Source organism: Bacteroidota bacterium, assembly GCA_036522515.1.
Lineage (GTDB): Bacteria > Bacteroidota > Ignavibacteria > UBA10030 > SZUA-254 > VBOC01.
The window spans coordinates 23,470-48,260 of record DATDFQ010000006.1; the positions used below are offsets into that span (position 1 = coordinate 23,470).

The following is a 24,791-nucleotide window of genomic DNA, read 5'->3' on the forward strand; positions in this document are numbered from 1 at the left end:
CCGCGACCTGAAGGTCGCGTGTAGCTTAACGCAGGCTAAAGCCTGCGCCTGCCAAGCCCGAAGGATCGGTAGGCGCGACCTTCAGGTCGCGTGCCCTTTGACGCAGCCTACCGCGCGCTAATGCGCATCTCGCCGAGAGTATCCTCACAACGGACCGTTAGAATTTTTCCCTTCCGGTCGTAAGACCAGCCTGTCTGCTCCCGCGAGGGTTTGGATCCTTTTAGTTTCGGAACGTCCACTCCGTCGACCGCTACCGATCCCGGCGGCGAAGCCACCGCGTGAAATTCGACCGCGAGCCTCCTGGGGGGAGGGCGGTAGGAACCCTCGGGAGCCGAAAGGACAAGCTCATGCAGAGCGCTGTCGGAGCGGGCGGCCATCGCCCTCAGGCAGTACTGCCCCGACTGGTAGTCGAAAGAGATCCCGTCGTCCTCGTACATCGTGCTGAGCGATGCCGGGGAGGGAAAGACCTGTAGCGTGAGCGGATCGACAGGCGCTTCGTCGGAGTACTGCACCGGCTGCTGCGCCGGGATGATCGACCCCGCTTTCACGAAGAGGGGGATCCTGTCGATCGGCGCTTCGACCCGCGCCATCCCGGGGCCGGCGTATCTCTCGCCGGTCCAATAATCATACCAGACACCGGAAGGAAGCCGCACGTCCCGTTTCGTCGCCCCGGGCCAGAGGACGGGAGCGACAAGGAACGCGTCTCCGAACAGGAAGTCCCGCTCATCCCACATCGTATTCTTGTCGCCCGGGTAGTCGAAGAAGAGAGGGCGCATCAGGGGGATTCCGGTTTTCGAAGCCTGGTAGAATTGCGAGTAAATATACGGGAGGAGTTTGTAGCGCAGCTCGATCGATTTCCTGTTGATCTTCTCGTAGGCATTGCCGTAGGACCATGGCTCCTGATCGGGGGTGCCTTTTTCGGTGTGCGTCCGCATGAGCGGAGTAAAGACTCCCAGCTGCAACCAGCGCGCGTAAAGCTCTCCACCCGGCGCGCCGACAAACCCCCCAATATCCGTTCCCACGAACGGCTGTCCGGAAATGCTAAGGTTCAGGCACATCGGCACCGCCAGTTCGAGATGTTCCCAGGAACTGATGTTGTCGCCTGTCCATGCCGCCGCATACCGGTGTCCCCCGGCATAGCTCGCCCTGGTGAGAACGAAGGGCCGCTCGTTGGGCCGGAGTTTGAGCAAACCCTCACGAGTCCCGCGCGCCATCTGCATTCCATAGACGTTGTGATTCTTCCTGTGATCGCTCGGGACGCCGTCGCCGTCATGGAGGACGCTGAGATCGAAGGTCTTGGTCGGGACGTCGAAGACGGCGGGTTCGTTCATGTCGTTCCAGAATCCCTTGATCCCTGTCTCGGCCAGCCCCTTATAAAGCGTCCCCCACCATTCGCGGGTCTTGCGGCTCGTGAAATCGGGAAAGACGCAGGTCCCGGGCCAGACCCTTCCGGTGAAATAGTTCCCACCGGGATATTTCACGAAGTGGTTTCCCCTGATTCCGTCGTCGTAAACAGGGTACCCCGCCTCCTGCTTGATTCCGGGGTCAATGATCGTGACGATCTTGAAACCGTCCTCGGCGAGGTCCCCTGCCATTTTTTTCGGATCCGGGAAACGGTTCGTGTCCCACGTAAAGCACCTGTATCCGTCCATGTAGTCGATGTCCAGGTAGATGACATCGCAGGGGATTTTCTTGCTCCGAAACGTCGATGCGATCTCCCTCACACGCGATTCGGGGTAATAGCTGTAGCGGCATTGCTGGTAGGCGATCGCCCATTTCGGCGGCAGAGGCATCGTGCCGGTGAGACGGGAAAACTTCCGGAGCACTTCGGCGGGTGTCGGACCGTAGATGAAGTAGTAGTTGAGCTCCCCGCCGAGGGCCCCGAACGAGTACTGGTCCGGGTTCTCCTTCCCCATGTTGAAGTAGGTGAAATAGGTGTTGTCGAAGAAGATTCCGTACGCCGTTCCGTTGCGGATTCCGTAAAAGAAGGGGATCGACTCGTAGAGCGGGTCCGTGTCCGCGTGATAAGCGGGGATGTCGGAATTCCACATCGACATCGATTTCCACTTCTTCCCGAGGGGGCCGGCTTTTTCGCCGAATCCGAAATAGGACTCATCTGCCGGCATTCTCTTCCAGCAAGCTTTCTCGTTCCCCGACCAGCCCATCCCCTTCGCCGGGTCGTCCTCATTGAGGAGGGTTCCCGCGGAATCGTAAAATGAAATGCGGCAGGGCGAGCGTTCCACCCGGACTTTCAGCCGGGAGGTGGCGAGTTCGACCGCGTGGGGGGTTTCCCTGAGCGTGAAACGGGAGTCGCCGGGATTCCGGTCGACCACGGACCATGAGCTGTCGGGGGAGAAGTTCCCGTCCGGCGACATTCGGATGCGAACGATATCGGGGGCGAGTACCGCGAGGAGGATTTTCGCAGGGTCCGCGGAAATCAGGAGCCCGTGCACCGCGGAGTCGACGCCGGTGACCGGGCCGATCGATCTCCACTGAGACCGGGCCGGCTGCGGGAGGACAAGGGGAGCCGTGGCCATTGCGATCAGGATCAGGCCGCGCTTACATCGCAATTCCCGACGCCTTCTCAAAGAAGTGAAGCTTTGAGGTATCGAAGTAAAGGTCGAACTCCTTGCCCGCCGCGGGCTGGATATCGGCGGGGATGCGCGCGACATGCTGCGCGGAGGAAGACCCCATCGTAAAATAAACGAAGATCTCATTCCCGAGCGGCTCGGTGACTTCAATCCGGACGGGGACCTTCACGCTCTCCGTGTTCTGGAGCTTCGCCGCGATGTGCTCGGGCCTGATTCCCAGCGTAAGTTCCTGCGCGCCTCCTTTAGAGAACCGCCCTGCGCCGGCCCCGGGAAGGCGAAGGGAGACGCCCCCCTCGGCCATCCGGAACGAACTTCCGCCTTCGCCCGTGAGCGACCCCTCGAAAAAGTTCATCGTGGGGCTCCCGATGAAGCCGGCCACAAAACGATTCGCGGGCTTGTTGTAGATGCCGAGCGGAGAATCGACCTGCTGAACGATCCCATCCTTCATCACGACGATCCGGTCTCCCATCGACATCGCTTCGATCTGATCGTGCGTCACGTAGATCATGGTTGTTTCGAGCCGGTGGTGAAGGCGGGAAATCTCGGTGCGCATCTGCACGCGCAGGTTCGCGTCGAGGTTGCTCAACGGCTCGTCGAAGAGGAACACCTTCGGTTGCCTGACGATCGCGCGGCCGAGGGCAACGCGTTGCCGCTGCCCGCCGGAGAGCGCCTTGGGTTTCCGGTCGAGCAGCTCGTGGATCCCCAGAATCTGCGCTGCATGGTTCACCCGTTCCTTGATATCCTCTTTCTGATACTTGCGCATTTTCAGTCCGAACGCGAGATTGTCGTAGACCGTCATGTGAGGGTAGAGCGCGTAGTTCTGGAAGACCATCGCGATGTCCCGGTCTTTCGGAGGAACGTCGTTCACGAGCCGGTCGTCGATATAAATGCTTCCTTCCGAAATCTCCTCGAGCCCTGCGATCATCCGGAGCGTGGTCGACTTGCCGCAACCGGAGGGGCCGACAAGAACGACAAATTCCTTGTCCGGCACGGAGAGATTGAAATCCTTGACGACGGGCGCGCCGCGGTCATACCGCTTGAAAACCTTTTCTAAGCGTACACTTCCCATGGGGCGGGGTGGCAATTGTGGGGGTGAAAATCTTCCGCCAATATACGGAGTCTCCGGGGCAATCTCAACCCCGGGGCGGAATCCGGCAGTGTCCCATTTTGTCATCCTGAGCGAAGCGAAGGATCTCGCAGAACGGAAAGATGAGATCCTTCGGTCGCTACGCTCCCTCAGGATGACATATTCGTTGAAAGCGAGTCACGAGCCCGAATCCGGTGAGCTCCGGATGGGTTTGAAATTCTGTACCTGAAAACGTACTTTGTCCGGAGTGACCCGCCATGTTGCCATATCGTTCCGAACGACAGTCCGGCTCGTCCTCGTCCAGGGTCTCTTTTTGGCTCCCCTTCACTCCGCCACCCCCGGGCCGACGCTGAATTTCCAACCCTACACGATGCGGGACGGACTCGCTTCGAACCTCGTCTCCGCCCTCTGCCAGGATTCACGCGGCCGGTTGTGGGTCGGCACGAAGTCGGGACTCTCGATGTACGACGGCTCCGGGTTCACGACCTACTCCACGTCCGACGGACTGCCCAACGACTGGGTGACTGCGATCTGCGAGCGCCCGGATAAGCCCGGAGCGCTGATCGCCGGCACGATCGCCGGCGGCGTGTGCGAATACGAGGACGGCGGCTTCAGGCGACTGACGCACGAAGGAAACGTGAATGCCGTCCACGCCGACGGATCGGCTTGCGTCTGGTTCATCATGAGCGATACGCTGTTCATGCTGAGACATGGTTCACTCCGCATCCTTGCTGTCTCTTCGGTCTCGCCCAACCGGGGTGACATCATCGAACTTTCGGATTCATCCGGCAGCCGGCAAATCGTCGCGGGCTTTGGCGACGAGCTCCTGTTCTTTTCCATGGATGGCGCCCGGCGTTTGTCCGTTCCTCTCCACGATTTCGGGGATATCTATGCCGTTGTGGGTTCGCCTTCTGACGGGACCCTCTGGTTGACGAGCGCCCAGGGAAAGATCTGCCGGGTCGACCTCGCGGGCCGGGTCCTCTGGACAGGATGGTTGCCGCAGCGCGAACCCGCTGCACTCGCCTGCGACCGGCTGGGCCGGATCTGGGTTCGAACCGTTGAAGGACTTCTGCCGATTCCCTCGGATGCGAGCCGGTTCCTCCCCGGCGCCAGACCGTTCCTGATCGAGGATCTGCGGCCGGGAGGATGGGTTGGTCCTGTGATGTTCGACAGGGAGGATAACCTCTGGGCCGGCACCTGGGCCCGCGGGATACTGAAGGTCTCCGACCGGAGAATCGTTCATGATCCGATCGATGGAGTTACCGGAGGATCCGCAGGCCTCGCCGGGGATGTCTGGATAACAACGGACTCAAGCGTCATTCGTCTTTCACAGGGAAAGGACGGTTCCTGGGATCGAACTCCCTTCGCGGTGAAGTCAGGTTTCCGTTGGGAAGGGGATCCCGTCACCGACGATCATGGCAGGCTCTGGATTGGGGGTCGAACTCAGGTTGGAGCCTGGTTCGTGGGTTTCCGCATAATCCGAGCACCCGGGGGCCCGGTGAGGCTCGCCGAATTCGCCCGGGTTCCCATCCAACGCTCAGCAACGGCGTGGTTTGTGGACCGAGATGATCATTGCTGGATGCCTGTCGGGGACACCGCGATCGAGATCACCGATGTCCCCTCGGGATCTCGTGCCGGCATGCTTGGGCCCAGGGACGGCCTCCCCCGTGCGGCGATCAAGGTCTTTTATCAGGATCACAAGGGCGATGTCTGGATCGGTCTTTGGACCAGGGGCCTGATACGGTACCGGGCGGCTTCACCGGAAGAAGGAGGCGAAAACCGGATCCGTCTCTTCACAACGCGCGATGGACTCCCTCACGAAGGCATCCGGGCCCTCCATGAGGATGCGGGAGGAAATATGTGGATCGGCACTCGCTACGGCGGACTCGCGCGGCTCGATCCGCAAGGGAACATCAAGAGTGTTTCGAGGAAGACCGGGCTGCGGAGCGACGTGGTCTGGAAGATCGCCAGCGACCGCCACGGCAGGATCTGGCTCGTGACGGATGCCGGAATCGAGTGCATCGAGTCGGCCACGTTGAAGCCGCTCCCCATTCAATACGCCCTGGCCGGGCAGAACCCTCTGGCGATCGGCATCCATCGGGGAGATTTCTTCTGGATGGCGACTCCGCAAGGGTTTTCGACATTCGAATTCAACCGGCCAAGGCTTTCTCCGCCTCCTCCGCTTGTCCACATCGCGTCGGTGCTCGTCAACAGCCGGCCGCGAAGCCCCGGCGAGCTCACCGATCTTGCCCACGACGAGAACCATTGCACCATCGGGTTCGCCGGACTGGGATTTGCCGACGAGCGAAACATGCGCTATCGGTACAGGCTGATCGGGCTCGACAACGCCTGGAGCGGGCCGGTCAGCCAACGGGCGATCACGTACGCAGCGCTCAATCCCGGCGAATATACGTTCGAGGTCGTCGCCATCTCTTCGGACGGCCTCGAGAGCATCGAACCCGCGGAGGCGCGCTTGCGGATTGCGTCCCCGTATTACCGTCAATGGTGGTTTATCGTCGCTTCGACCGTGCTCCTGGGCCTTGCCCTCTGGCGCGCCTACCGCTACCGCGTGGGGCGGCTGTTGGAGCTCGAGCGACTCCGGACGCGGATCGCCGGCGATTTGCACGATGAGGTCGGGACAAATCTCAGCGGAATCCTGGTCTCTACCCAGATTCTCGAACGGCGGCTGAACGCGGTGCTGCCGGACGCCGACAAAGAGCACATCCACGAGATCGGTGTTGTGGCCCGGTCGACGCAGGAGATGATGCGGGACATCGTCTGGATGCTCAACCCTTCCCATGACCGGTTCGGCGATCTCGTCCTGAAAATGAAGGACGTGGCCTCCGGCCTGCTCGGTGAGAGGGATTGCGAGTTCACCGTATCGCCCCAGGATTCACCGGACATCCTCAGCATCGATTTCAAGCGCAACGTCTTCCTCATCTACAAAGAAGCCTTGAACAACATCGTGAGGCACTCCTCCGCAACCCGGATCGTCGTCGAGATCATCCGCCGAAACGGGTCGTTTGTTCTGAAAGTGGCCGATAACGGTAAAGGCTTCGATACCGGCCCCGGCCGAAGCGGAAGCGGGTTGACCAGCATGCGTCGCCGCGCCGCGCAGCTCGGAGGTTCACTCATCGTGCGGAGCGCTTCCGGAGAGGGCACCACGGTCATCCTCGATGTAAAAAATGGCGCAAGAGCGTGATTGCGCATGGGCTTCATTACCCCGTATCTTGTGACGGCGGCGGCCCCGCAGGGATACCATTCTCTGAGTGACGGAGTGACAGACGATTTTCCCCTTGTATGGATCGTGGAGGACGAGAGCCGGTTCGGCCAGCGGCTCGCCGAGCTCATCAACATGAGCGACGCGTTCCGTTGCTCCGGCGTGTACCGGGACTGTGAATCCGCGCTCATCGCGCTGGGGAACGAAATCCCCCCGGATATTCTCCTCATGGATATCGGTCTTCCCGGTATGAGCGGACTCGAGGGCATCGCCAGGGTGAGGGAAATCACTCCCGCGACCCAGGTCGTCATTCTCACGGTGTTTGAGGACAGCGACACCATCGTCCAGTCACTCAGCGCCGGGGCGTCGGGATACCTTCTGAAAGGATCGGAGCTTGGGGCGATCATCGAATCACTCAAGTCGATCCTGGGAGGGGGCGCTCCGATCAGCCCGCAGGTCGCCAAGAAGATTCTCGGACTCTTTACCGATCATCGTTCACCTTCCGAAGCCTACAACCTCACCGCGCGGGAACGCGAGGTGCTCTCGTTCCTCGTCGACGGATTGACCAAGCAGCGCATCGCCGACCGCTTATTCGTCAGCTTTCACACCATCGACAAGCATCTACGCAATATCTACGGCAAACTGCAGGTCCGGAGCCGCACGGAGGCCGTAGCGAAAGCCCTCAAAGAACGTCTCCTGTAAAATACCGCAACTGCGTACTTACGCATCTCCCTCTTCCGCCGTATCTTCCTGATACAAGGGTGGATCACTGCTTTTGAGGGAATCTATATGAAAACTTGTTGCCTTATTCTTTTCGCGGGTTCTCTTTGTGGCGTTCTCGTCTGTCAGACCGCGACCGCTCAGATCCCGCGGACGCTCTCCTACCAGGGGGTGCTTGCCGATCAGTTCGGCAATCCGCGTCCGAACGGCTTTTACCCCTTTACGTTCCGGCTCTACATCGCCCCGGGCGGCGGCCCCATCGTCTGGGCGGAAGGGCAATCTCTCGAGGTAAAAAAAGGGCTTTTCACCGCGGTCCTCGGTTCTGTCACGCCTTTTCCCCCCGGGTTGAAGTTCAACCAGCAGTACTGGCTTGGCGTACAGGTGGCCTCCGAGGCCGAGATAACTCCCCGGACTCAACTCAGCTCGGTCGGGTCGAGCTTCGATGCCATCAGGGCGGATCTCGCCGACGCCGTCCCGGACAATTCGGTAACTGGAGCGAAGATCGCCGGCGGGCAGGTCGTGAAGAGCCTGAATTCACTCACGGATAACGTCGTCCTGGAAGGCGCAAACGGCGCTTCGGTGACGGCCAACGGAAGCACGATCACGATCACGGCCTCCGGAGGAGGCGGAGGCGGCATCGGTACGATTCAAAACACCGATAATACTCTCAGCATTACAAACCCTGCCGGGCCGACCACGACCATTAATCTGAAATCTCCCCTCGTCATTCCCGGGAACCTCGGGATCGGCGGCTCTCCCTCCTGGCCTTTCCATCTGAAGAAATCGGACAACACCGGTTCGGGAGTTCAGGCGCGCGTCACGAACACATCGACAAGCGGCACCTCCTACGCGGCATACTCGCTCGAAGCGAACAACGGCTCGGCGGTCATGCAGATGGCCTGCGACGGGTTGGGAACCGGTGTCCTCGGCACTCCGTGCGGATATCTCGGGACCTATACCAATCTGCCCGTCGGATTCGTCACCAACAATGCCGAGCGGATGCGGATTACGAACGATGGAAACATCGCGGTCGGGCTGACCGTCCCGATCGCAAGGCTCCATGTCCACGCGGCGGGTGCATACGGCATCATCGGCGAAGGCGTCGGCGCAAACGGAATGGGGGTCTGGGGAAAGAACGACGACCCGCAGTCATCGGGGGTGTACGGAACGTCAAACGGCGGATTCGGGATCTACGGCGCCGGCGGCCAGCGCGGGGTTTTCGGATATAGTCAGAATGGAACCGGGGTTCACGGCGATGCCGGACAGTACGGCGTATTCGGGCTTGCCTCCGGCAGCAATGGCGCCATCGGCGTCTGGGGCCAATCGACGGCGAACACGGGACTCGGGCGCGGAGTGTACGGCACGACGGCAAGTCCGGACGGAAACGGAGTCGTCGGTGAGAACTTCGCGACGAGCGGCGCCGGCCGTGGAGTATGGGGAAGGAGCAATAGTCCGGTTGGTGTGGGCGTATTCGGCGAAAACACCAATACCAACGGATGGGCAGCATACTTTGTCGGGAAGACCGCCACCAAGACGCTTCAAATCCTCGGGGGTTCCGACCTCGCCGAGCCCTTCGAGACCGAACAGCCGGTGGAATCAATCGAGCCGGGCATGGTCATGATCATCGACGAAGAGCATCCCGGGAAACTCAAACCGAGCGTGTCGTCGTACGACCCCAGAGTCGCAGGGATCGTGAGCGGCGCCGGCGGGATCGAGCCGGGGGTGACTCTTCGCCAGCAGGGGGTGATGGATGGCAGAACGGTGATCGCCCTCGCGGGGCGGGTCTACTGCAAGGCGGAAGCGCTTAACTCTCCCATCCGGCCCGGCGATTTCCTGACAACGTCGCCGATGCCGGGATGTGCCATGAAGGCGATCGACGGGACACGGGCCCACGGTTCGATCATCGGCAAGGCCATGACAGGATTGAGCGAAGGGACCGGCCTCGTCCTCGTTCTCGTCAGCCTGCAGTAGACTGGAGATGGCGATGAAACACTCGGTGATAATACTCGTGTTCATGCTGACCGGGCTTAAAGTCGCCCGGGCGCAGAAAGAGAACCCCGGAGAGGACATCGAAGGGCGGATGCATTACCGTTTCCAAATGAGAGCCAACGAGAACGGGGAAATTCCGTTGAATGCCCTCATGAAGGCCAGGCTAGAGCTTGACATGAAGCGGCGGCTCACGAAAGGTACGCCGCGGGAGGCCATGGACGCGGGGATCGGCGGTTGGGAATGGCTCGGCCCCGGGAACATCGGCGGAAGAATCCGGACGATCGTGTTTCATCCCAACAATCCGGCAACTGTCTTCATCGGCGCGGCATCCGGCGGAATCTGGAGATCCGATAATGGGGGCGGCTGGTGGTATCCACTTGCGGATTTCATGGCCAATCTGAATGTCACCTCCATCGTGATGGATCCGACAAACCCCTCGGTCATGTACGCTGCAACCGGGGAAGAAAATAATGGTGCGGGCGGACCTGGTGCAGAGCAAAATGTCCCCGGGGCGGGAATCTTCAAAAGTGTGGACGGCGGAGCATCGTGGACTCAACTGGAAAGTACCAGGATCCCCGGCTTTTCTTTTGTCGGTCGATTGACACACCATCCGTCGATCTCTAATACTCTCCTCGCAGCCGCAGGAGGCGGTGTCTACCGGACGACTGACGGCGGTGGCTCGTGGGCGAACGTCCTCTCGGGAGTCACGGCTTACCAGGTCAAGTACCACCCCACCAATCCGGCGCGGGTGCTTTGTGGGACACATACCGATTTCTACCTCTCGGCCGACGGCGGCGCGCTGTGGACACGGCAGACCACCGGAGCGGCGAACAAGCTTCCGGACGCTAACGTTCGGTGCGAAGGGGATTTCTCGATCACCGACAATGACATTTACGTGAACATGGTGGATCGCGATAGCGGAGAGGTATGGCGGTCAACCGACGCGGGAGTGACGTGGGGCTTGCGAAAATCGAAAATTCAGTTTGGCTTCCAGGGTGATTATAACAATGCCATGTGGGTGGATCCCACGAACTCCAGCATCATCCTCGCCGGAGGCCGGAACCTGCAGCGCAGCACGGACGGCGGTTCTACATTTACAAATATCGGCGGGGATGGAGAGCAGGTGCCCACCCGCGATGTTCACGCCGATATGCACACGATCGTGCAGCATCCTGATTATAACGGATCATCCAATCGAATCGTCTATGTCGGCTGTGATGGTGGCGTGTTCCGCGCCGCTGACATCCTGTCGGCAACCGTCTCCTCGGGATGGACGAATCTTGCTTCAAACCTGGGCATTACGCAGTTTTACGGGGGTGCCGTCGCGCTCGACGGCAGTTTGCTCGCAGGAGCGGCACAGGATAACGACCGCAGTCAAACCACGCCGGGTCGAGGCCCCCAGAACTGGTTCGGAGCCGGCGGTACGGCTCCAGGCGGGGACGGCACGGCGGTGGCGGTCGACTTTGCAAATGGAGCCAGGGTTTACGCGGAGGCAACATATGGTTCAATCGCCCGCAGCGACGACAGCGGCCACACCTACTTCCAAAAGAAGAACGGGCTCACAGAAACCAGCGCGCTGTTTGTGGCTCCGCTTGTGATGGATCCGAACAATTCCAGCACGTTGTATTGGGGCGGCGCGAGGCTCTGGAAGACCACAGACCGTGCCGAGAATTGGAGTCAGTTTCGCGGGACCGTCGTGACCTCGCCGAATTGCTCGGCGCTCGATGTGGCCAGAGGAAATCCAAACCTCATCTGGGCCGGTTACACCAACGGCCAGCTCTCCCGGACAACGGACGGCGGCGCAACCTGGACTGATTTCCCGGGCGGGGGGCGGCCCACAACAGTGATTACGTCGATTGCCATCAGCCCTTCGAGCAATCCGGTGGTCCTGGTGAGCTACGGGGGTTATATGAGTAATAGTGTGTGGCTGACAGAAGACGGCGGAAACACATGGTCTATGCGGTCCGGAACGGCTCCTGACGACCTACCCGCCATCCAGGTCAATACCGTCAGCATTCACCCGCTGAATTCAAACTGGATGTATGCAGGCACGGACCTCGGGGTTTTCGCCTCCGAAAACCGCGGTCTCAGCTGGAGCTTCACAGCGCTATACGGATGGAACGAGGGTCCGGCGAATGTCGAGGTGAGCCAGTTGTTCTGGCAAGGTTCCGATTATCTGATGGCCGCCACTTATGGCCGCGGGATGTTCCGGACGCGGATTCGCTTCGCGATCTACGTCGATCAGAGCAACCCTATCACCGGAGACGGGACGCTCGGAAACCCGTATAAGGCGATACAGGATGGGCTCAACGCACAGGGAAACGGGACAGACCTCTACATCAAGACGGGGGTCTACAATCAGGGCGGGATGATACTCAGCCGGCGGGGCTGGATTGTGGCATGGGGAGGAGCCGTTGAGATTCGATGATGCAGGGTCCGACCGCCGGAGCATGGGTGAAAACGGGTTGCCGCCCGGGGGCCGGCGCATGAGGCTCCTGCCGGCAACCTTGCTCGCGCTTGTCCTCGCTGCCGCCCCGGCGCATGGACAGGGGAGCAACCTCATCTGGTCGGGGTTTTCAACCGGCTATCAGGCAGGTCAGTCAGACAGCTCCGCCGTGGAGGGTCTGGCGGGACAAATGTTTGCGGGCCGCGCCGACAGTGGTGGCGTAAACCTGGGGAGCGGCTTTTTCTTCGGGTACACGGCAACAAGCCTCACCGTTTCGATTTCTCTTCCGGCCGGATGGAATCTGATTTCCGTGCCTCTCAGCGTCGGCAATTACGACAAGTCCATCCTTTATCCTACTGCGGCGAGCAGGGCGTTCGGATACGAGGGGTCGTATGTCGTCAAGAATACGCTGAGCGGCGGCGCGGGGTACTGGATCAGGTTCAGCGCCGCGGCGGACATTCTCTTTGAAGGGTTCACCCGCGTGACCGACACCGTCGCCGTCGCCAAAGGCTGGAACCTGATCGGATCGGTATCCCGGTCGATTCCGGTCGTCGCCGTTACTTCCGTTCCGCCGGGGATGGCCACTACCCCGTTCTTCGGATACGCGGGATCGTACCAGACGAGCTCCACCATCGAACCGGGGAAGGCGTATTGGGTCAAGGTCGAGGACGCCGGGCTGCTCGTCCTGTCGTCATCGGGTTCGCCCGGCGGTCCAGGCCGAATCAGGGTCATACAGACTCAGGAACGCCCGCCGATGCCTCCCCTCCCGGAAGACACGCCGAAACCGGCCTCATCGATTCCCAAAGAGTACTCGCTTCGGCAGAACTTTCCGAATCCGTTCAACCCGTCAACGAAGATGTCATTCGCCGTTGCTCGTTTGTCGTTGGTGACTTTGAGGGTGTACGATGTCCTCGGACAGGAGGTGGCGACTCTGGTGAACGAGGTGAAGGAGCCGGGAGAGTACCGTGTGGAGTGGGACGCGAGCAGAGCGGCGAGCGGCCTCTATTTCTGCCGGCTCGACGCAAAAGCGGACCGGGACGTGCGATCGGTATTCTCCAAAGTGATGAAGATGGTTTTGATTCGATAAGATCCGTGAATGGAGGGAGGTGCGCGAAACCTCTTTTCGGCATGAGAGGAGCCCCGTTCGGCAGTGAGCCGGCGGGGCTCGTCTTTTAGTGCCGCAAACTCATCGAATATGTCATCCTGAGGGAGCGTAGCGAACGAAGGATCTAGCCTTTCCGATCTGCGAGATCCTTCGCTTCGCTCAGGATGACAGAATAAGAGACTGCCACACGATTCGGTATCTTGACTTTCCATTAAATAATATATACTTTGACGCTAAATTTAAGCCGAGTCCACCATCTTACCTCCGGTGTACCATCACGCCCTGGCCATTTTAATGCTGCTGGCCTTGCCGTCGATTTCCGAAGCGAAGGGCGCTCGTCCGTCCTCCGCCGACGCGCCTGAATGGGCGAAGCGGGCGGTCTGGTATCAGATTTTTCCGGAGCGGTTCCGGAACGGCGACACGGCGAACGACCCGCGAGTGTCCGACATCCGCGGGAGCTGGCCGCACGACTCGATGGCGCGATGGTCGGTTTCACCCTGGACTTCCGACTGGTACCGGCTCCAGCCCTGGGAGGCCGCAGATACGAACGGATTTTACTACCACGCCCAGGCGCGCCGCTATGGCGGCGACCTGCAGGGCGTCATCGACAAGCTCGAGTACCTTTCCGGCCTCGGCGTCACCGCGCTCTACTTCAACCCCCTGTTCGAGTCTCCCTCGCTTCATAAGTACGACGCATCCATGTACCACCACATCGACAACAATTTCGGTCCCGACCCGGAGGGAGACCGGGCGCTCTGGGCGACGGAAAACCCGGCGGATCCGAAAACGTGGAAATGGTCGGCGGCGGACAAGTTGTTCCTGAAGCTGGTTCTCGAGGCGCACCGCCGGGGAATGAAGGTCGTCATCGACGGCGTCTTTAACCATGTGGGAATGACGTTCTGGGCGTTCGAGGATGTCAAACGGAACCAGGATCAGTCCGCGTTCAAAGACTGGTTCATCATCAAGCGGTGGGACGATCCGGCGACGCCGGAGAACGAATTCGACTACGGGGGGTGGTACGGGGTTCGGGAATTGCCCGAGCTCCGGAAGGTGGGAAAAAATCTGGCACCGGGGCCCCGGGCTCACATCCGCGCGATCGTGAGCCGGTGGATGGATCCCGACGGGAACGGCGACCCGTCCGATGGAGTCGACGGCTGGCGGCTCGACGCGGCGGACATGGTCGGTTTCGATTTTTGGAAGGACCTCCGGTCGTGGACCCGCGCGATCAACCCGGAATCGTATCTGGTGGGGGAGGTGTGGTGGGAGGACTGGAAAAATGACGTCATGTTCGACGCGGCTCCCTGGCTCCACGGCGACATGTTCGACGCGGTGATGAACTACCGTTGGGCGCGCGAGGCGTGCAGGTTCTTCGTCGACAGGAGGGACAAAATCTCCGTCTCCGAGTTCAACCGGCGGCTTGCCGGTCTGAGGGCCGATTACCCTTCGGAGGCGAACGGCGTCCTGATGAATCTCTTTGACAGCCATGACACCGACCGGCTTGAATCGAGAATCGTGAATCCCGATCTTCCCTACGATCATAACGTCGGCCTGCATGACAGCCGGACCTATGACCCCCGCAAACCCCGGGAGGATGAGCTTCAAATTCAAAAATTGATGGCGCTCTTTCAAATGTCGTACCTGGGGGCTCCCATGATCTATTACGGCGACGAGGTGGGAATGTGGGGTGGGGACGATCCCGACGACCGCAAGCCGATGCTCTGGGGCGACCTGGCATACGACGACGAAACGGGACATCCATTTGGGATTCCGAGGAGTGCCGACAAGAATGCCGTCAATCTTCCGCTTTTCGATTACTACAAAAAGCTGATCGCCATCAGGAAAGGGAGCGATGCCCTGATGGAGGGGGAGGTCGTGACTCTCCTCACGGACGATTCCAACGACGTCTTCGCGTTCATGCGGTCCGCCGGCGGGAAGCATGCCGTGGTCGTGGTCAACAACTCGGCCTCGAGGAGAAAAGCCAACATACCTCTCCCGGGGGATGCCCCGTCCGGAGATTGGGTCAATCTTCTTGATTCGACACGCACCTCGAACTCGAATGGCGAGATCGGCGTCGAGCTTGCGCCCAAAACGGGAGCGGTCCTTGAGCCCGTCCGCTAGTGGCCCACGCCCGGGCCATACCGGGGGCCTGGCTCCTCTTCGCATGCTCGCTCTCCGGCATCCTGCCGGCCCTTTTCACAGCGGGGTGCCGTGGGGAGGACCCGGACGTGGTCGCGGAAGTGGCCGGCCGTGCGATCTCTTCGGTAGAGTTCAGGACACGCTATGCGGCATACCTTTCGGGAACGTCGTCCCGTGACAATATTCTGCTCCGGAAAAAGATACTGGAAAACATGATCAACGAGGCGCTGATCTTTGACGATCTTCACCGGACCGGGATGGACGCCGACAGCGCTGCGGTGGCGAGAATGACGCAGGTCAGAAATGAGGCGCTCGTGATGGGATACGCCCGGCATATCAGCCTCGACACGATGGCGGTCACGGAGAAGGAGCTCGAGGATGAGTTCAGAAGGTCGAGGAGCAAGGTCAGGGCGCGCTATCTCTATGCGAAGACGGAGGATGAAGCATGGCGCCTGAAGGAGCGAGTGGAGCGTGGCGCCACCTTCGACTCGCTCGCCAGGGAGGTCTTCCAGGACCCGGGCCTGGCGAACAACGGCGGCGATCTCGGTTACTTCGGATGGGGCGAGATGGAGCCGGCGCTGGAGGAGGCGGCGTTTTCGCTTCCTGTCGGGGGCATCTCGGACCCGCTGAAGATGAAAATCGGTTTCGGGATTGTGAGAGTGGACGACAGGATTGAAGCTCCCCTTGCCTCGGAACAGGATTACGCCGCCGCGAAAGAGAAGCTCACGCAGTCGGTGCGGCGAAGAAAGGTGCTTTCCCTTCTCACCGGCGCGACACGGCAGATCGGGGAAGAGCTCTCTCCCCGGTTCAACGAGCCGGTCGTCATCGCGCTGTTCGGTCGGTTGCGTGCGGATTCCGGCGTCTCTCCCCCTGTGCGTTTGCCGGAAGTATCAGCACCCGCCGATACGCTCGCCGCGAGGCCCTTCATGACATTTACCGGCGGGTCATGGAACGCGGGAGAATTTCTGAGAAAATTGGCGGGAACCACGGAACGCGAACGAAAAAAAGTGAAGACGATCGAAGACCTGAAAACGGTCGCGACCGGTCTCGCCACCCGGGAGGTTCTGTTGGAACGGGCGGGCGCTGCCGGCCTCGCCGCCGATTCCGACGTGGTCCGCCAGGTGAGGCGGGTCGGCGATGAGTACTTTCTCCGCAGGTGGGCGTCGTCTGTTCAGGACACCGTCGGGAGCCGCGGTTGGGATGAGGCAGAGCTGATGCACTACTTCAAGGAACATGCGGACCAGTATGCGATCCCCCCGGAAGTCAATGTCGGGGAGATCCTCGTCCGGACGGAGGCGGAAGCGCGCTCCGTTTTCAGAGCGCTGAAGAAGGGCGCGAACTTTGCAGGGCTCGCCCGGACGAAATCGATCCGTCTCTGGGCGGCGAAGCGGGGAGGGGAACTGGGATTCGGGACCAAGTCCTCCTTCGGAATTCTCGGCGACAAGTTTTTCAATGCCGGCGAGGGGGATGTGGTCGGGCCGGAGCGCGTCGATCCGTATTACGGCGTTTTCAAAATTCTTGCGAAGCGGACCGGCAGGCCGATGACATTCTCCGAGGCCCGCGATGCCGTCATCAGAGGCCTCCTCTTTCTGAAAAAACAGGAGGCTTTTCAACAGGCAGTGGCCCGTCTTCGGACCAGGCCGGGCACGACAGTTCACGAACACGTGCTGGCCGATATTGTGATCAATTGAGGAACCAAGCGTAAGGACATTCCCCCATGAAACACTTCATTCCGATCATGCTTTTCCTCGTTGTACTGGCCCCATGCGGGGTGCTGGCGGGAACGACCGGCAAGATTGTCGGACACGTCAAGGACGCGCAGACGAAGGAGGCGCTCGCGGGGGTCAATGTGCTGGTCCAGGGAACCTCACTCGGAGCCGCGACCGACCTGGAGGGATACTACGCGATCCTCAACGTCCCTCCCGGGTCGCATACCATCATAGCTTCCGCGATAGGATACGCGAAGAAGACCGTGGCCGACCTCGCGGTTTCAGTCGATTTGACGAGCACGCTCGATCTTGAAATGAGCGCCACGGTGGTGGAGGTCTCCCCGGAGATCGTCATCACCGCAGAGCGTCCGGTTGTCCGGAAAGATTTGACTTCCTCGGAAGCCCACATCGACGCGGGCCAGATCCATACGCTCCCGGTTTCGGAGGTCTCGCAGGTCCTCGCCTTGCAGGCGGGCATTACGGTCGATCCGGGGGGAGGCATCCATATCCGGGGGGGGAGGACGAGCGAGGTGGCCTACTGGGTCGACGGCGTCTCCGTCTCCGATGTGTATGACGGGCACCAGGCGGTCCAGGTCGAGAACAACGCCGTCCAGGAGCTCCAGGTCATCAGCGGTACGTTTAATGCCGAGTACGGCCAGGCGATGTCGGGAATTATCAACATCGTGACGAAAGACGGGGGCTCGGAGTACCATGGGAACCTCTCGACCTACTCCGGTTCGTATGCCACGGGCGACGGGTGGAGGTATAACGGCGGCATTTTTTACGAGGATCCCGCGCTCTTCGCGGCGAACAGGGCGCCCAACGAACTCTTCTATAACCTGAACAGCATCAGGCCCTTCGACGACCGGGATATTGAGGGGAGCCTCAGCGGACCGGTTCCGGGGATTTCGCAGTTGACCTTCTACGCGTCGGGCCGGTACCTGAAGAGCAACGGATGGTTGTACGGCGACAGGGTTCTCAACCCCGACGGAACGCCGGCATTCGACCTGAACGGAAAGGTGGTGACCGGCTCGAACGGCGCGATCATCGGTTTTCGCCTGCCCGACAACCCGGTTTCGATGAACGACCGCGAGAGAATCTCCGGCCAGGGCAAATTGACGTACCAGCTCACCGGAACGATGAAGCTGAGCCTGAACGCGTTGGCGAGCAAGATCGACTACCGGGACTATTCGCAGGACTGGCAGATTGTCCCGGACGGAGATGTCCGGAAATACGACCGGGGCTATGAGGGTTCCGCCCTCTGGACCCACACGCTCAATTCCTCCTCCTTCTACACCATCAACCTCGCCTTTTTCCGGAAGGGGTTCAGGGAGTATCTCTATGAGAACCCGCTCGACCCGAGGTACATCGTCGACCCGAATCTGGCGAACAAGGGGTTGTACGAGTTCAACTCTGTCGGCACAAATCTCCACCACTTCCAGCGCGTGACCGAGACGCGCGACGCGAAGATAGACTATACGAGCCAGGTCAACCGTCTTCACGAGATCAAAATCGGCGCCGAAGGAAAGTTGCACCGTCTCTATCTTGAAGATTATAATGTCGCCCCCGCGTTCGACGCGAAGGGGAATTACATACCGGCGATTCCCTCTCCCACCAGCCCGCTCTACCAGGAATATACCGAGAAGCCGGTTGAATTCTCCGCCTACGTGCAGGACAAGCTGGAGTATGAACGGATGATCGTGAATCTGGGCGTCCGGTACGACTATTTCAATTCCAGAGGCCTGATACCCGCCGATCCGAACGACCCCAACATCTTCAACCCCGCGAAGCCCGAGCACCGCGTCGACCTCAACAATGACGGGGTGTTCAGCGACGCCGAGCAGGCCGATCCGTCGGTTCTTGCCCAGCGAATGACCTACTGGTACCGGAAGGCGGGGAAAAAGTCCAACGTCAGCCCGCGTTTTGGAATCTCGTACCCGATCACGGACAAAGGGATCATGCATTTTTCCTACGGGCACTTCCTCCAGATTCCGTCCTTCATCAACCTCTACCAAAACCCCGGCTACAAGGTGACCACGCAGCCCGGCGTCCAGGGGGTGTACGGCAACCCCGACCTCAACGCGCAAAAGACCGTCATGTACGAGATCGGACTGCAACAGCAACTCTCCGACGCGTTGAGCTTCGATGTGACCGCCTTCTACCGGGATGTGCGCGACTGGGTGACGACGAGCGCACAAATTCCGCTGCGCGATCCGGTCACCGCCACGACGTACTACACGATGTACGTGAACCGGGACTATGCCAACACCCGCGGCATCACCCTGACCCTGAACAAACGTCCCACCGATCTGCTCTCGCTGGTTTTCTCCTATACGTTCCAGATCGCGGAGGGCGTCAATTCGAACCCCGACGACGCTCAGGCCGCGCTGGTTGCGAACAGAGAACCGGCTGAGACGCTGACGCCCCTCGACTGGGATCAGACCCACACCGCCAACCTGACGATGGGGGTGGGCGGCCGTAACAATTGGGGCGTGTTTCTGCTCGGACGCTATGGGTCGGGGCTTCCCTACACGCCGGTCATCAATCAGGCGGAAGCGCGCGGGGTGGACGCCGCACGGGTCGTGCAATCGAACAGCAGGCGCCGTCCGGCGACCTACACGGTCGACCTGCGCGCGTTCAAAAACGTCGGGATCGGGCCGCTGAATCTGAGCCTTTTCCTGAAGGTGTTCAACCTCTTCGACCGGCGCAACGAAGTGACGGTCTACGGCCAGACCGGACGCGCCTCGGCGACGCCCGAGGCCCTCGGCGCGGAGAACATCACGGGAGCAGGCAGAATTAACCCCGTCGAGGCCTACCTGATCAGGCCTGATTACTACTCCGAACCCCGGGAGATACAGGTCGGCGCAGAACTCGAATTTTAGCAATGTGAAGAAAGGTCCCAGATGAGAACGTTTGTCCACTGTTTTTTGCTCTACATCGCCGCGACCCTCCTGGGAGTCGATCCTCTCCCGGCGCAAAACACTCCCAGCAAGGAGCGGGTCGATGCGAGTCTGCGGCGCAGGACCGAGATCGACGGCAACAATGTGCGGACCAGCGTCTTTAATTTCGTCTTCTCCGGCCGCACCGGGGCCGGACAGGGCGTTCCCTACGAATGGCCGAAGAATACCGGGCGTGATTACGTCGCGCTGGTCGCCCTGTTTTTCGGCGGTGAGGTGACCGATGACACGGGAAAGGTCGTCCACATCGTCGATCTGCCCGCCTTCCGCACGAACCAGGCGACCGGAGGAGACTGGAACATGAACCCGGTCCCCGGCTATTTCAATACGACGACGGGGAAGATTGCAAAAAGCGACGACTCGGCCACCTGGCCCTCTTTCTGGCCCGATAAATTGTCCGACCCGGGGGATCCGGGATGGCGGGGGAGCTGGAACGGCTATTTCGGGAAGAACCAGTTCAACGCTGACCAGGAGATGTACTACCGGGTCGGGGACGACAACTACGACCGCTACAAGTACACTCCCGACACGACCGATCCCACCCGGAAGGGGCTCGGCCTCGTCGTGGATGTCCGTGTGATGGAGTGGTCACAGGTTTCCGTTTCGGACGCGGTCTTCTTCATCCAGGAGGTGAAGAACGACGGGACGAAGGACATCAACAAGGCGGCGATGTCGATCTGGCTTGCCGATTTTGTGGGAGGCGACGGTGATTCCCAGGACGACACGCCCGATTTCGACCTGATCCTCGACATCGCATTTTCGCTCGACGCCGACGGCGTCAGCTCGAACCCGGCGTTCCAGGGGGTGTTCGTGGGGGCCGCGGCGACGCTCTATCTTGAAACCCCCGGCAACGCGGAAGACCGGATCGACAACGACGGCGACAGTCCGGAGAATCCCGAGACCGGCGGAGGCCCGCCGGTGACGGGTGCGATGCTCGACGGAGAAGTGCCCGGAGACGGGATCGACAACAACCACGACGGGCTGGTCGACGAAGATTCCACCTACATCGCGTTCGGGCATCAGGCTGCCGTGACCTTCGCGGACGGGATCGACAATAACGGAAACGGCGAGGCGCTGAGCCCCACGGTCACGCAGCAGATGATCGACGAAGCCGCCACGGATCAGTGGATCGATTCATCCCAGAATCCGCCCAAGGTCTATAATTGGCGGCGCTGGCCTCCGAACCCGGAGTCGGACCCTCTGGCCAGGGGTTCCGGCGGGAAGCCAATTTTCGGGCTCCTCGATGTCGGGCCCGAGGACCTTGGGAAAAAGTTCAGGGACAACATCGATAACGACGGAAACTCATACGGCACCCTGCCGGTCGTGACGCAGGGGATGGTCGATTCGGCGTCGGCCGATCCGTTTCACAGGTACCGGGTGCCCGGGACGAACGTCATCCTCTACGATGTGACGAGCGCCGATCTCGGCAGGAAATACCTGAACAAGGACCTCCTGCGGGACGTGGGCGTCGACGAGGGGATCGACGAGATGGTCGACGAGTCGAGGAACGACGGCATCGACAACGACGGCGATTGGAATCCGCTCACCGACGATGTGGGGCTCGATGGAGTGGCCGGCACGCACGACTTCGGAGAAGGGGACGGCAGGCCGACATCCGGGGTCGGGACCCCGTTCCCCGGCGAACCGAGCATCGACAAGACGGACATCAAGGAGGCCGACCAGATCGGATTGACGAACGTGCAGTATCTCTCGGCGGGTGCGATTAACTTCAGCACGACGCCCGACGCATTCTTCTGGGCGTCGTTCATGATCCCCGGAAGCTTCGTCAACCCGGCGTTGATCGGCAGCGGCGATTATGATCTCTTCGTCTCGTCGGGTCTCTTTCCCTTGAGGGCGGGTCAGATCGAACGCATCTCCTACGCTGTCGTTTTCGGAAATGCGGTTCGGGCCGGAAACCCCAATGTGACCGGCGCGAAGGCCGACGCGTTGCGGAAACGGAAATTCGCGCAGCTCGCATACCAGCAAAACTACAAGTTCGCGCAGGCCCCGCTCGAGCCGACTCTCACCGCCGTCCCGGGTGACCATCGGGTGACGCTCTACTGGGACAGCAAGGCGGAGGGCTCCTTCGACAGGTTCCTGGCGGGAATCCCCGGCGCGCCCCCGCACGACTTCGAGGGGTACCGCATCTACCGGGCGACCGATCCGGCGTTCGAGGACGCGAGGGTGATCACCGACGCCGAGGGAAATCCGGCGCCCTGGTTGAAGCCGATCGCCCAATTTGACCTGAAGGACGGGATCAAGGGGTACGATTCGATCGCGTTCAACGGGGTTCAATTTTTCCTCGGCGACGAAACGGGGATTCCCCACAACTGGACCGATACGTCCGTGCAGAACGGCCAAAAGTACTACTATGCGATCCGGGCGTATGACCAGGGGTATACTCCGCTTGAGATCATCCCGGCCGAGAGCAATCTGAAGATCAGCGTCGACAACGTGACGGGAAAGGTGACGGAACTCGGTTCTTCCGTGGCCATTGTGACTCCCAACGCGCCGGTCGGGGGCTATTTGCCCCCCAACGTCACCGCGCTGGAATTGATCGCAGGGAGCACCACGGGAAAAATCGGTTACCTGATCGTGGACCCCACGCGGATTCGCGATCATCACACCTACCACGTCACCTTCGAGGATACGGTCTCTCCCGGCGTCGGAACCGCTCCGGATACGTTCCGGACCAAGAATTTCACGCTCGCCGACGTGACGAATCCGAACGCCTTCGACACGCTGATCGACAGGAGCCGCGCGCTCGCAGACACGCTGGAACAGCCGTTGACCGACGGGTTCCGGCTCCTGCCCCGGAACGAAAAATTCTTCGGATTGAACAGATCGTTGTCGGGCTGGAGCAGAAACGGGATCTGGGACTATGATTTCAGGCAGTGGAAGGGAGGGCAGGTCGTGGGGCAGCAGCGGCCGACCGACTATAAGATCGTCTTCGGTCCGCCGGGCTTCGGGACATCCACCCAATTTACGATCATCCGGCCGGGGAACGTCACACCCCCCGCGCGGCCGGTCAATTTCAAAGTCTTCAACGTCAGCCAGAATAAGGAAATCGATTTCGCGTTTCTCGAACAGGATACGAGCGGCGGTCCGGGCGTTTTCAGCGCGCACCGGAACGTGCTCCTTCCGAACAAGACCGCGAGCGACATCATCGTGTTCCTGGAGCGGGACCTCCGCGACTCCCTGATCGTCACGTACGACGTGACGGCGATCTTCGATTCGGTCCGCGGCCGCCCGCAGAGCGGAGACACGCTGAACATCGTCCTCTCGAAGCTCTTCAGGTCCGGGGATGTGTTCGAATTCAAAACCACCGCCCAGACCGTCAGCGAGGCGAAAGCGAAGAGCGATCTTGACCGGATCAAAGTGGTCCCGAACCCCTACATCGCAGCCGCGACATGGGAGGAGCGCAACCCCTACTCAACGGGGCGCGGGCCGCGTTCGATCCATTTCAACCATCTCCCGCAGGAGTGCACGATCCGCATTTATACCGTCAGCGGCGAGCTGGTGGTGGCGATCCCCCACCATAGCACTCTCCTCGACGGATCCGCCGAATGGAACCTGCTCACACGCGACAACCTGAGCGCCGCCTATGGCGTCTATATCTATCATGTCGACGCGCCCGGGATCGGGGAGAAAGTGGGAAAGTTTGCGGTGATCAAATGAGCGCCAGCATGGACCGCACGGAGACAAACCGAACCGAAAAGGAGACCGGTGTGAAACGGAAGGAAAAGATTTTTCAGGGAGTAGCCTTGTTCCTCCTGGCCGCGTGTTCGATCGCAGCGTCGCAGGAAGTGACCAAGGTGGGGACCACGGGGGGAAAATTCCTGAGCATCCCGGTGGGCGCCCGCGCCGTCGGAATGGGCGGGGCATTCGTCGCGGTCGCGAATGACGCCTCGGCGATGTTTTGGAACCCGGCCGGGATGGCGCGCCTTTCGCAACCGGAGGCGCTCTTCACCCACTCCGGCTGGATCGCCGGCATGGCCTTCAATTACGGCGGGGTCGTGGTGCCGGTTTCCGGTCTTGGAACCGTCGGTATCAACTTCACCTCCCTGACGATGGCCGACATGGAGCGGACCACCGAAGAGCAGCCGGAGGGGACGGGGGAGACCTTTTCGGCCGGCAGTTTTGCCGTTGGGGCTTCCTATGCCCAGAATCTCACCGAATGGTTCTCGATCGGGGGATCGGTCAAGTATGTCAACGAGCACATCTGGAACACAAGCGCCACCGATATTGCGGTGGATGTCGGGACACTGTTTGTCACGCCGTTTTCGGGATTGAAATTCGGCGCGGGAATCTCGAATTTCGGCTCGAAGCTCCAGATGCACGGGGATGACCTGCTGGTCCTGAAGGATATCTCCCCGAACGCCGGAAACAATTCGAACGTGACGGCAAACCTCGGGACCGATAATTTCGACCTCCCGCTCGTCCTCCGGATCGGCCTCGCGTACGAACCGATCGTTTCCGAAGAGAGACACCTCACCATCGTTGTCGATGCAGTCCACCCGAACGATAATTCAGAGAGCATCAGTGTGGGGACCGAATTCACGGGAATTCAGAACATCCTTGCCCTCCGGGCCGGGTATATGGCCCTCGGTCAGCGTGACAGCGAGGAGCAGTATACGTTCGGAGGCGGTATTAAGTACAATATTGACAATACTTTAACCCTGAGATTCGATTACGCCTTCCAAAGGTTCGGTTTGCTCGAAAATGTGCATAAATTTGCACTTGGCATATTATTTTGATACTTTTCCCCGCAAATTAGGAGGGGTAGATCAGGAATCCTTGCTTTACTCAGTTTGTCAACAAATTAGTCCAC

Annotated in this window: 12 protein-coding genes; 10 read left to right on the plus strand and 2 right to left on the minus strand. The window is 60.4% G+C overall.

What is annotated here, in order from left to right; translation table 11 throughout:
* Positions 1–107: 107 nt before the first annotated feature.
* A complete protein-coding gene (locus VI215_00720) occupies positions 108–2,570 on the minus strand; it encodes a glycoside hydrolase family 31 protein (GenBank protein HEY6190828.1) in 2,463 nt (820 codons plus the stop codon).
* Entirely contained in the window at positions 2,560–3,660 is a 1,101-nt protein-coding gene (gene ugpC / locus VI215_00725; protein ID HEY6190829.1) for a sn-glycerol-3-phosphate ABC transporter ATP-binding protein UgpC, read from the minus strand. Before ugpC ends, VI215_00720 begins: the two co-directional genes overlap by 11 nt.
* A 265-nt stretch (positions 3,661–3,925) precedes the next feature.
* Between ugpC and VI215_00730 the strand changes: the two genes are divergently transcribed.
* The 10 genes from VI215_00730 to VI215_00775 all read left to right on the plus strand — a co-directional run bounded on the left by VI215_00730 (position 3,926) and on the right by VI215_00775 (position 24,717).
* Positions 3,926–6,880, plus strand: a complete 2,955-nt coding sequence (locus tag VI215_00730; protein HEY6190830.1) for a two-component regulator propeller domain-containing protein — start codon at positions 3,926–3,928, stop codon at positions 6,878–6,880.
* Between the two features lie 6 nt (positions 6,881–6,886).
* Positions 6,887–7,600 carry a response regulator transcription factor gene (locus VI215_00735; GenBank protein HEY6190831.1) on the plus strand — a complete coding sequence of 238 codons (714 nt, stop codon included), beginning with the start codon at positions 6,887–6,889 and terminating at the stop codon, positions 7,598–7,600.
* An 87-nt stretch (positions 7,601–7,687) separates the two neighbouring features.
* A complete protein-coding gene (locus VI215_00740; protein HEY6190832.1) occupies positions 7,688–9,589 on the plus strand; it encodes a hypothetical protein in 1,902 nt (633 codons plus the stop codon).
* Positions 9,590–9,602: 13 nt separating this feature from the next.
* Positions 9,603–12,035, plus strand: coding sequence for a hypothetical protein (locus VI215_00745; protein HEY6190833.1), 2,433 nt, complete (start codon positions 9,603–9,605; stop codon positions 12,033–12,035).
* On the plus strand, positions 12,022–13,140 hold the full coding sequence (locus tag VI215_00750; GenBank protein HEY6190834.1) for a hypothetical protein: 1,119 nt from the start codon (positions 12,022–12,024) through the stop codon (positions 13,138–13,140). Before VI215_00745 ends, VI215_00750 begins: the two co-directional genes overlap by 14 nt.
* Before the next feature lie 312 nt (positions 13,141–13,452).
* On the plus strand, positions 13,453–15,276 hold the full coding sequence (locus VI215_00755; GenBank protein HEY6190835.1) for a glycoside hydrolase family 13 protein: 1,824 nt from the start codon (positions 13,453–13,455) through the stop codon (positions 15,274–15,276).
* Positions 15,276–16,985 carry a peptidylprolyl isomerase gene (locus tag VI215_00760; GenBank protein HEY6190836.1) on the plus strand — a complete coding sequence of 570 codons (1,710 nt, stop codon included), beginning with the start codon at positions 15,276–15,278 and terminating at the stop codon, positions 16,983–16,985. Before VI215_00755 ends, VI215_00760 begins: the two co-directional genes overlap by 1 nt.
* 26 nt (positions 16,986–17,011) lie before the next feature.
* Positions 17,012–19,885 carry a TonB-dependent receptor gene (locus tag VI215_00765; GenBank protein ID HEY6190837.1) on the plus strand — a complete coding sequence of 958 codons (2,874 nt, stop codon included), beginning with the start codon at positions 17,012–17,014 and terminating at the stop codon, positions 19,883–19,885.
* 21 nt (positions 19,886–19,906) lie between these two features.
* On the plus strand, positions 19,907–23,638 hold the full coding sequence (locus tag VI215_00770; protein ID HEY6190838.1) for a hypothetical protein: 3,732 nt from the start codon (positions 19,907–19,909) through the stop codon (positions 23,636–23,638).
* Between the two features lie 50 nt (positions 23,639–23,688).
* Positions 23,689–24,717, plus strand: a complete 1,029-nt coding sequence (locus tag VI215_00775; protein ID HEY6190839.1) for a PorV/PorQ family protein — start codon at positions 23,689–23,691, stop codon at positions 24,715–24,717.
* Positions 24,718–24,791: the final 74 nt, after the last annotated feature.

Bases quoted from the DNA above. Each gene is read 5' to 3' on its own strand.
- ugpC (HEY6190829.1), bottom strand. From the start codon at position 3,660: ATGGGAAGTGTACGCTTAGAAAAGGTTTTCAAGCGGTATGACCGCGGC.
- VI215_00735 (HEY6190831.1), top strand. From the start codon at position 6,887: ATGGGCTTCATTACCCCGTATCTTGTGACGGCGGCGGCCCCGCAGGGA.
- VI215_00740 (HEY6190832.1), top strand. From the start codon at position 7,688: ATGAAAACTTGTTGCCTTATTCTTTTCGCGGGTTCTCTTTGTGGCGTT.
- VI215_00745 (HEY6190833.1), top strand. From the start codon at position 9,603: ATGAAACACTCGGTGATAATACTCGTGTTCATGCTGACCGGGCTTAAA.
- VI215_00755 (HEY6190835.1), top strand. From the start codon at position 13,453: ATGCTGCTGGCCTTGCCGTCGATTTCCGAAGCGAAGGGCGCTCGTCCG.
- VI215_00765 (HEY6190837.1), top strand. From the start codon at position 17,012: ATGAAACACTTCATTCCGATCATGCTTTTCCTCGTTGTACTGGCCCCA.
- VI215_00770 (HEY6190838.1), top strand. From the start codon at position 19,907: ATGAGAACGTTTGTCCACTGTTTTTTGCTCTACATCGCCGCGACCCTC.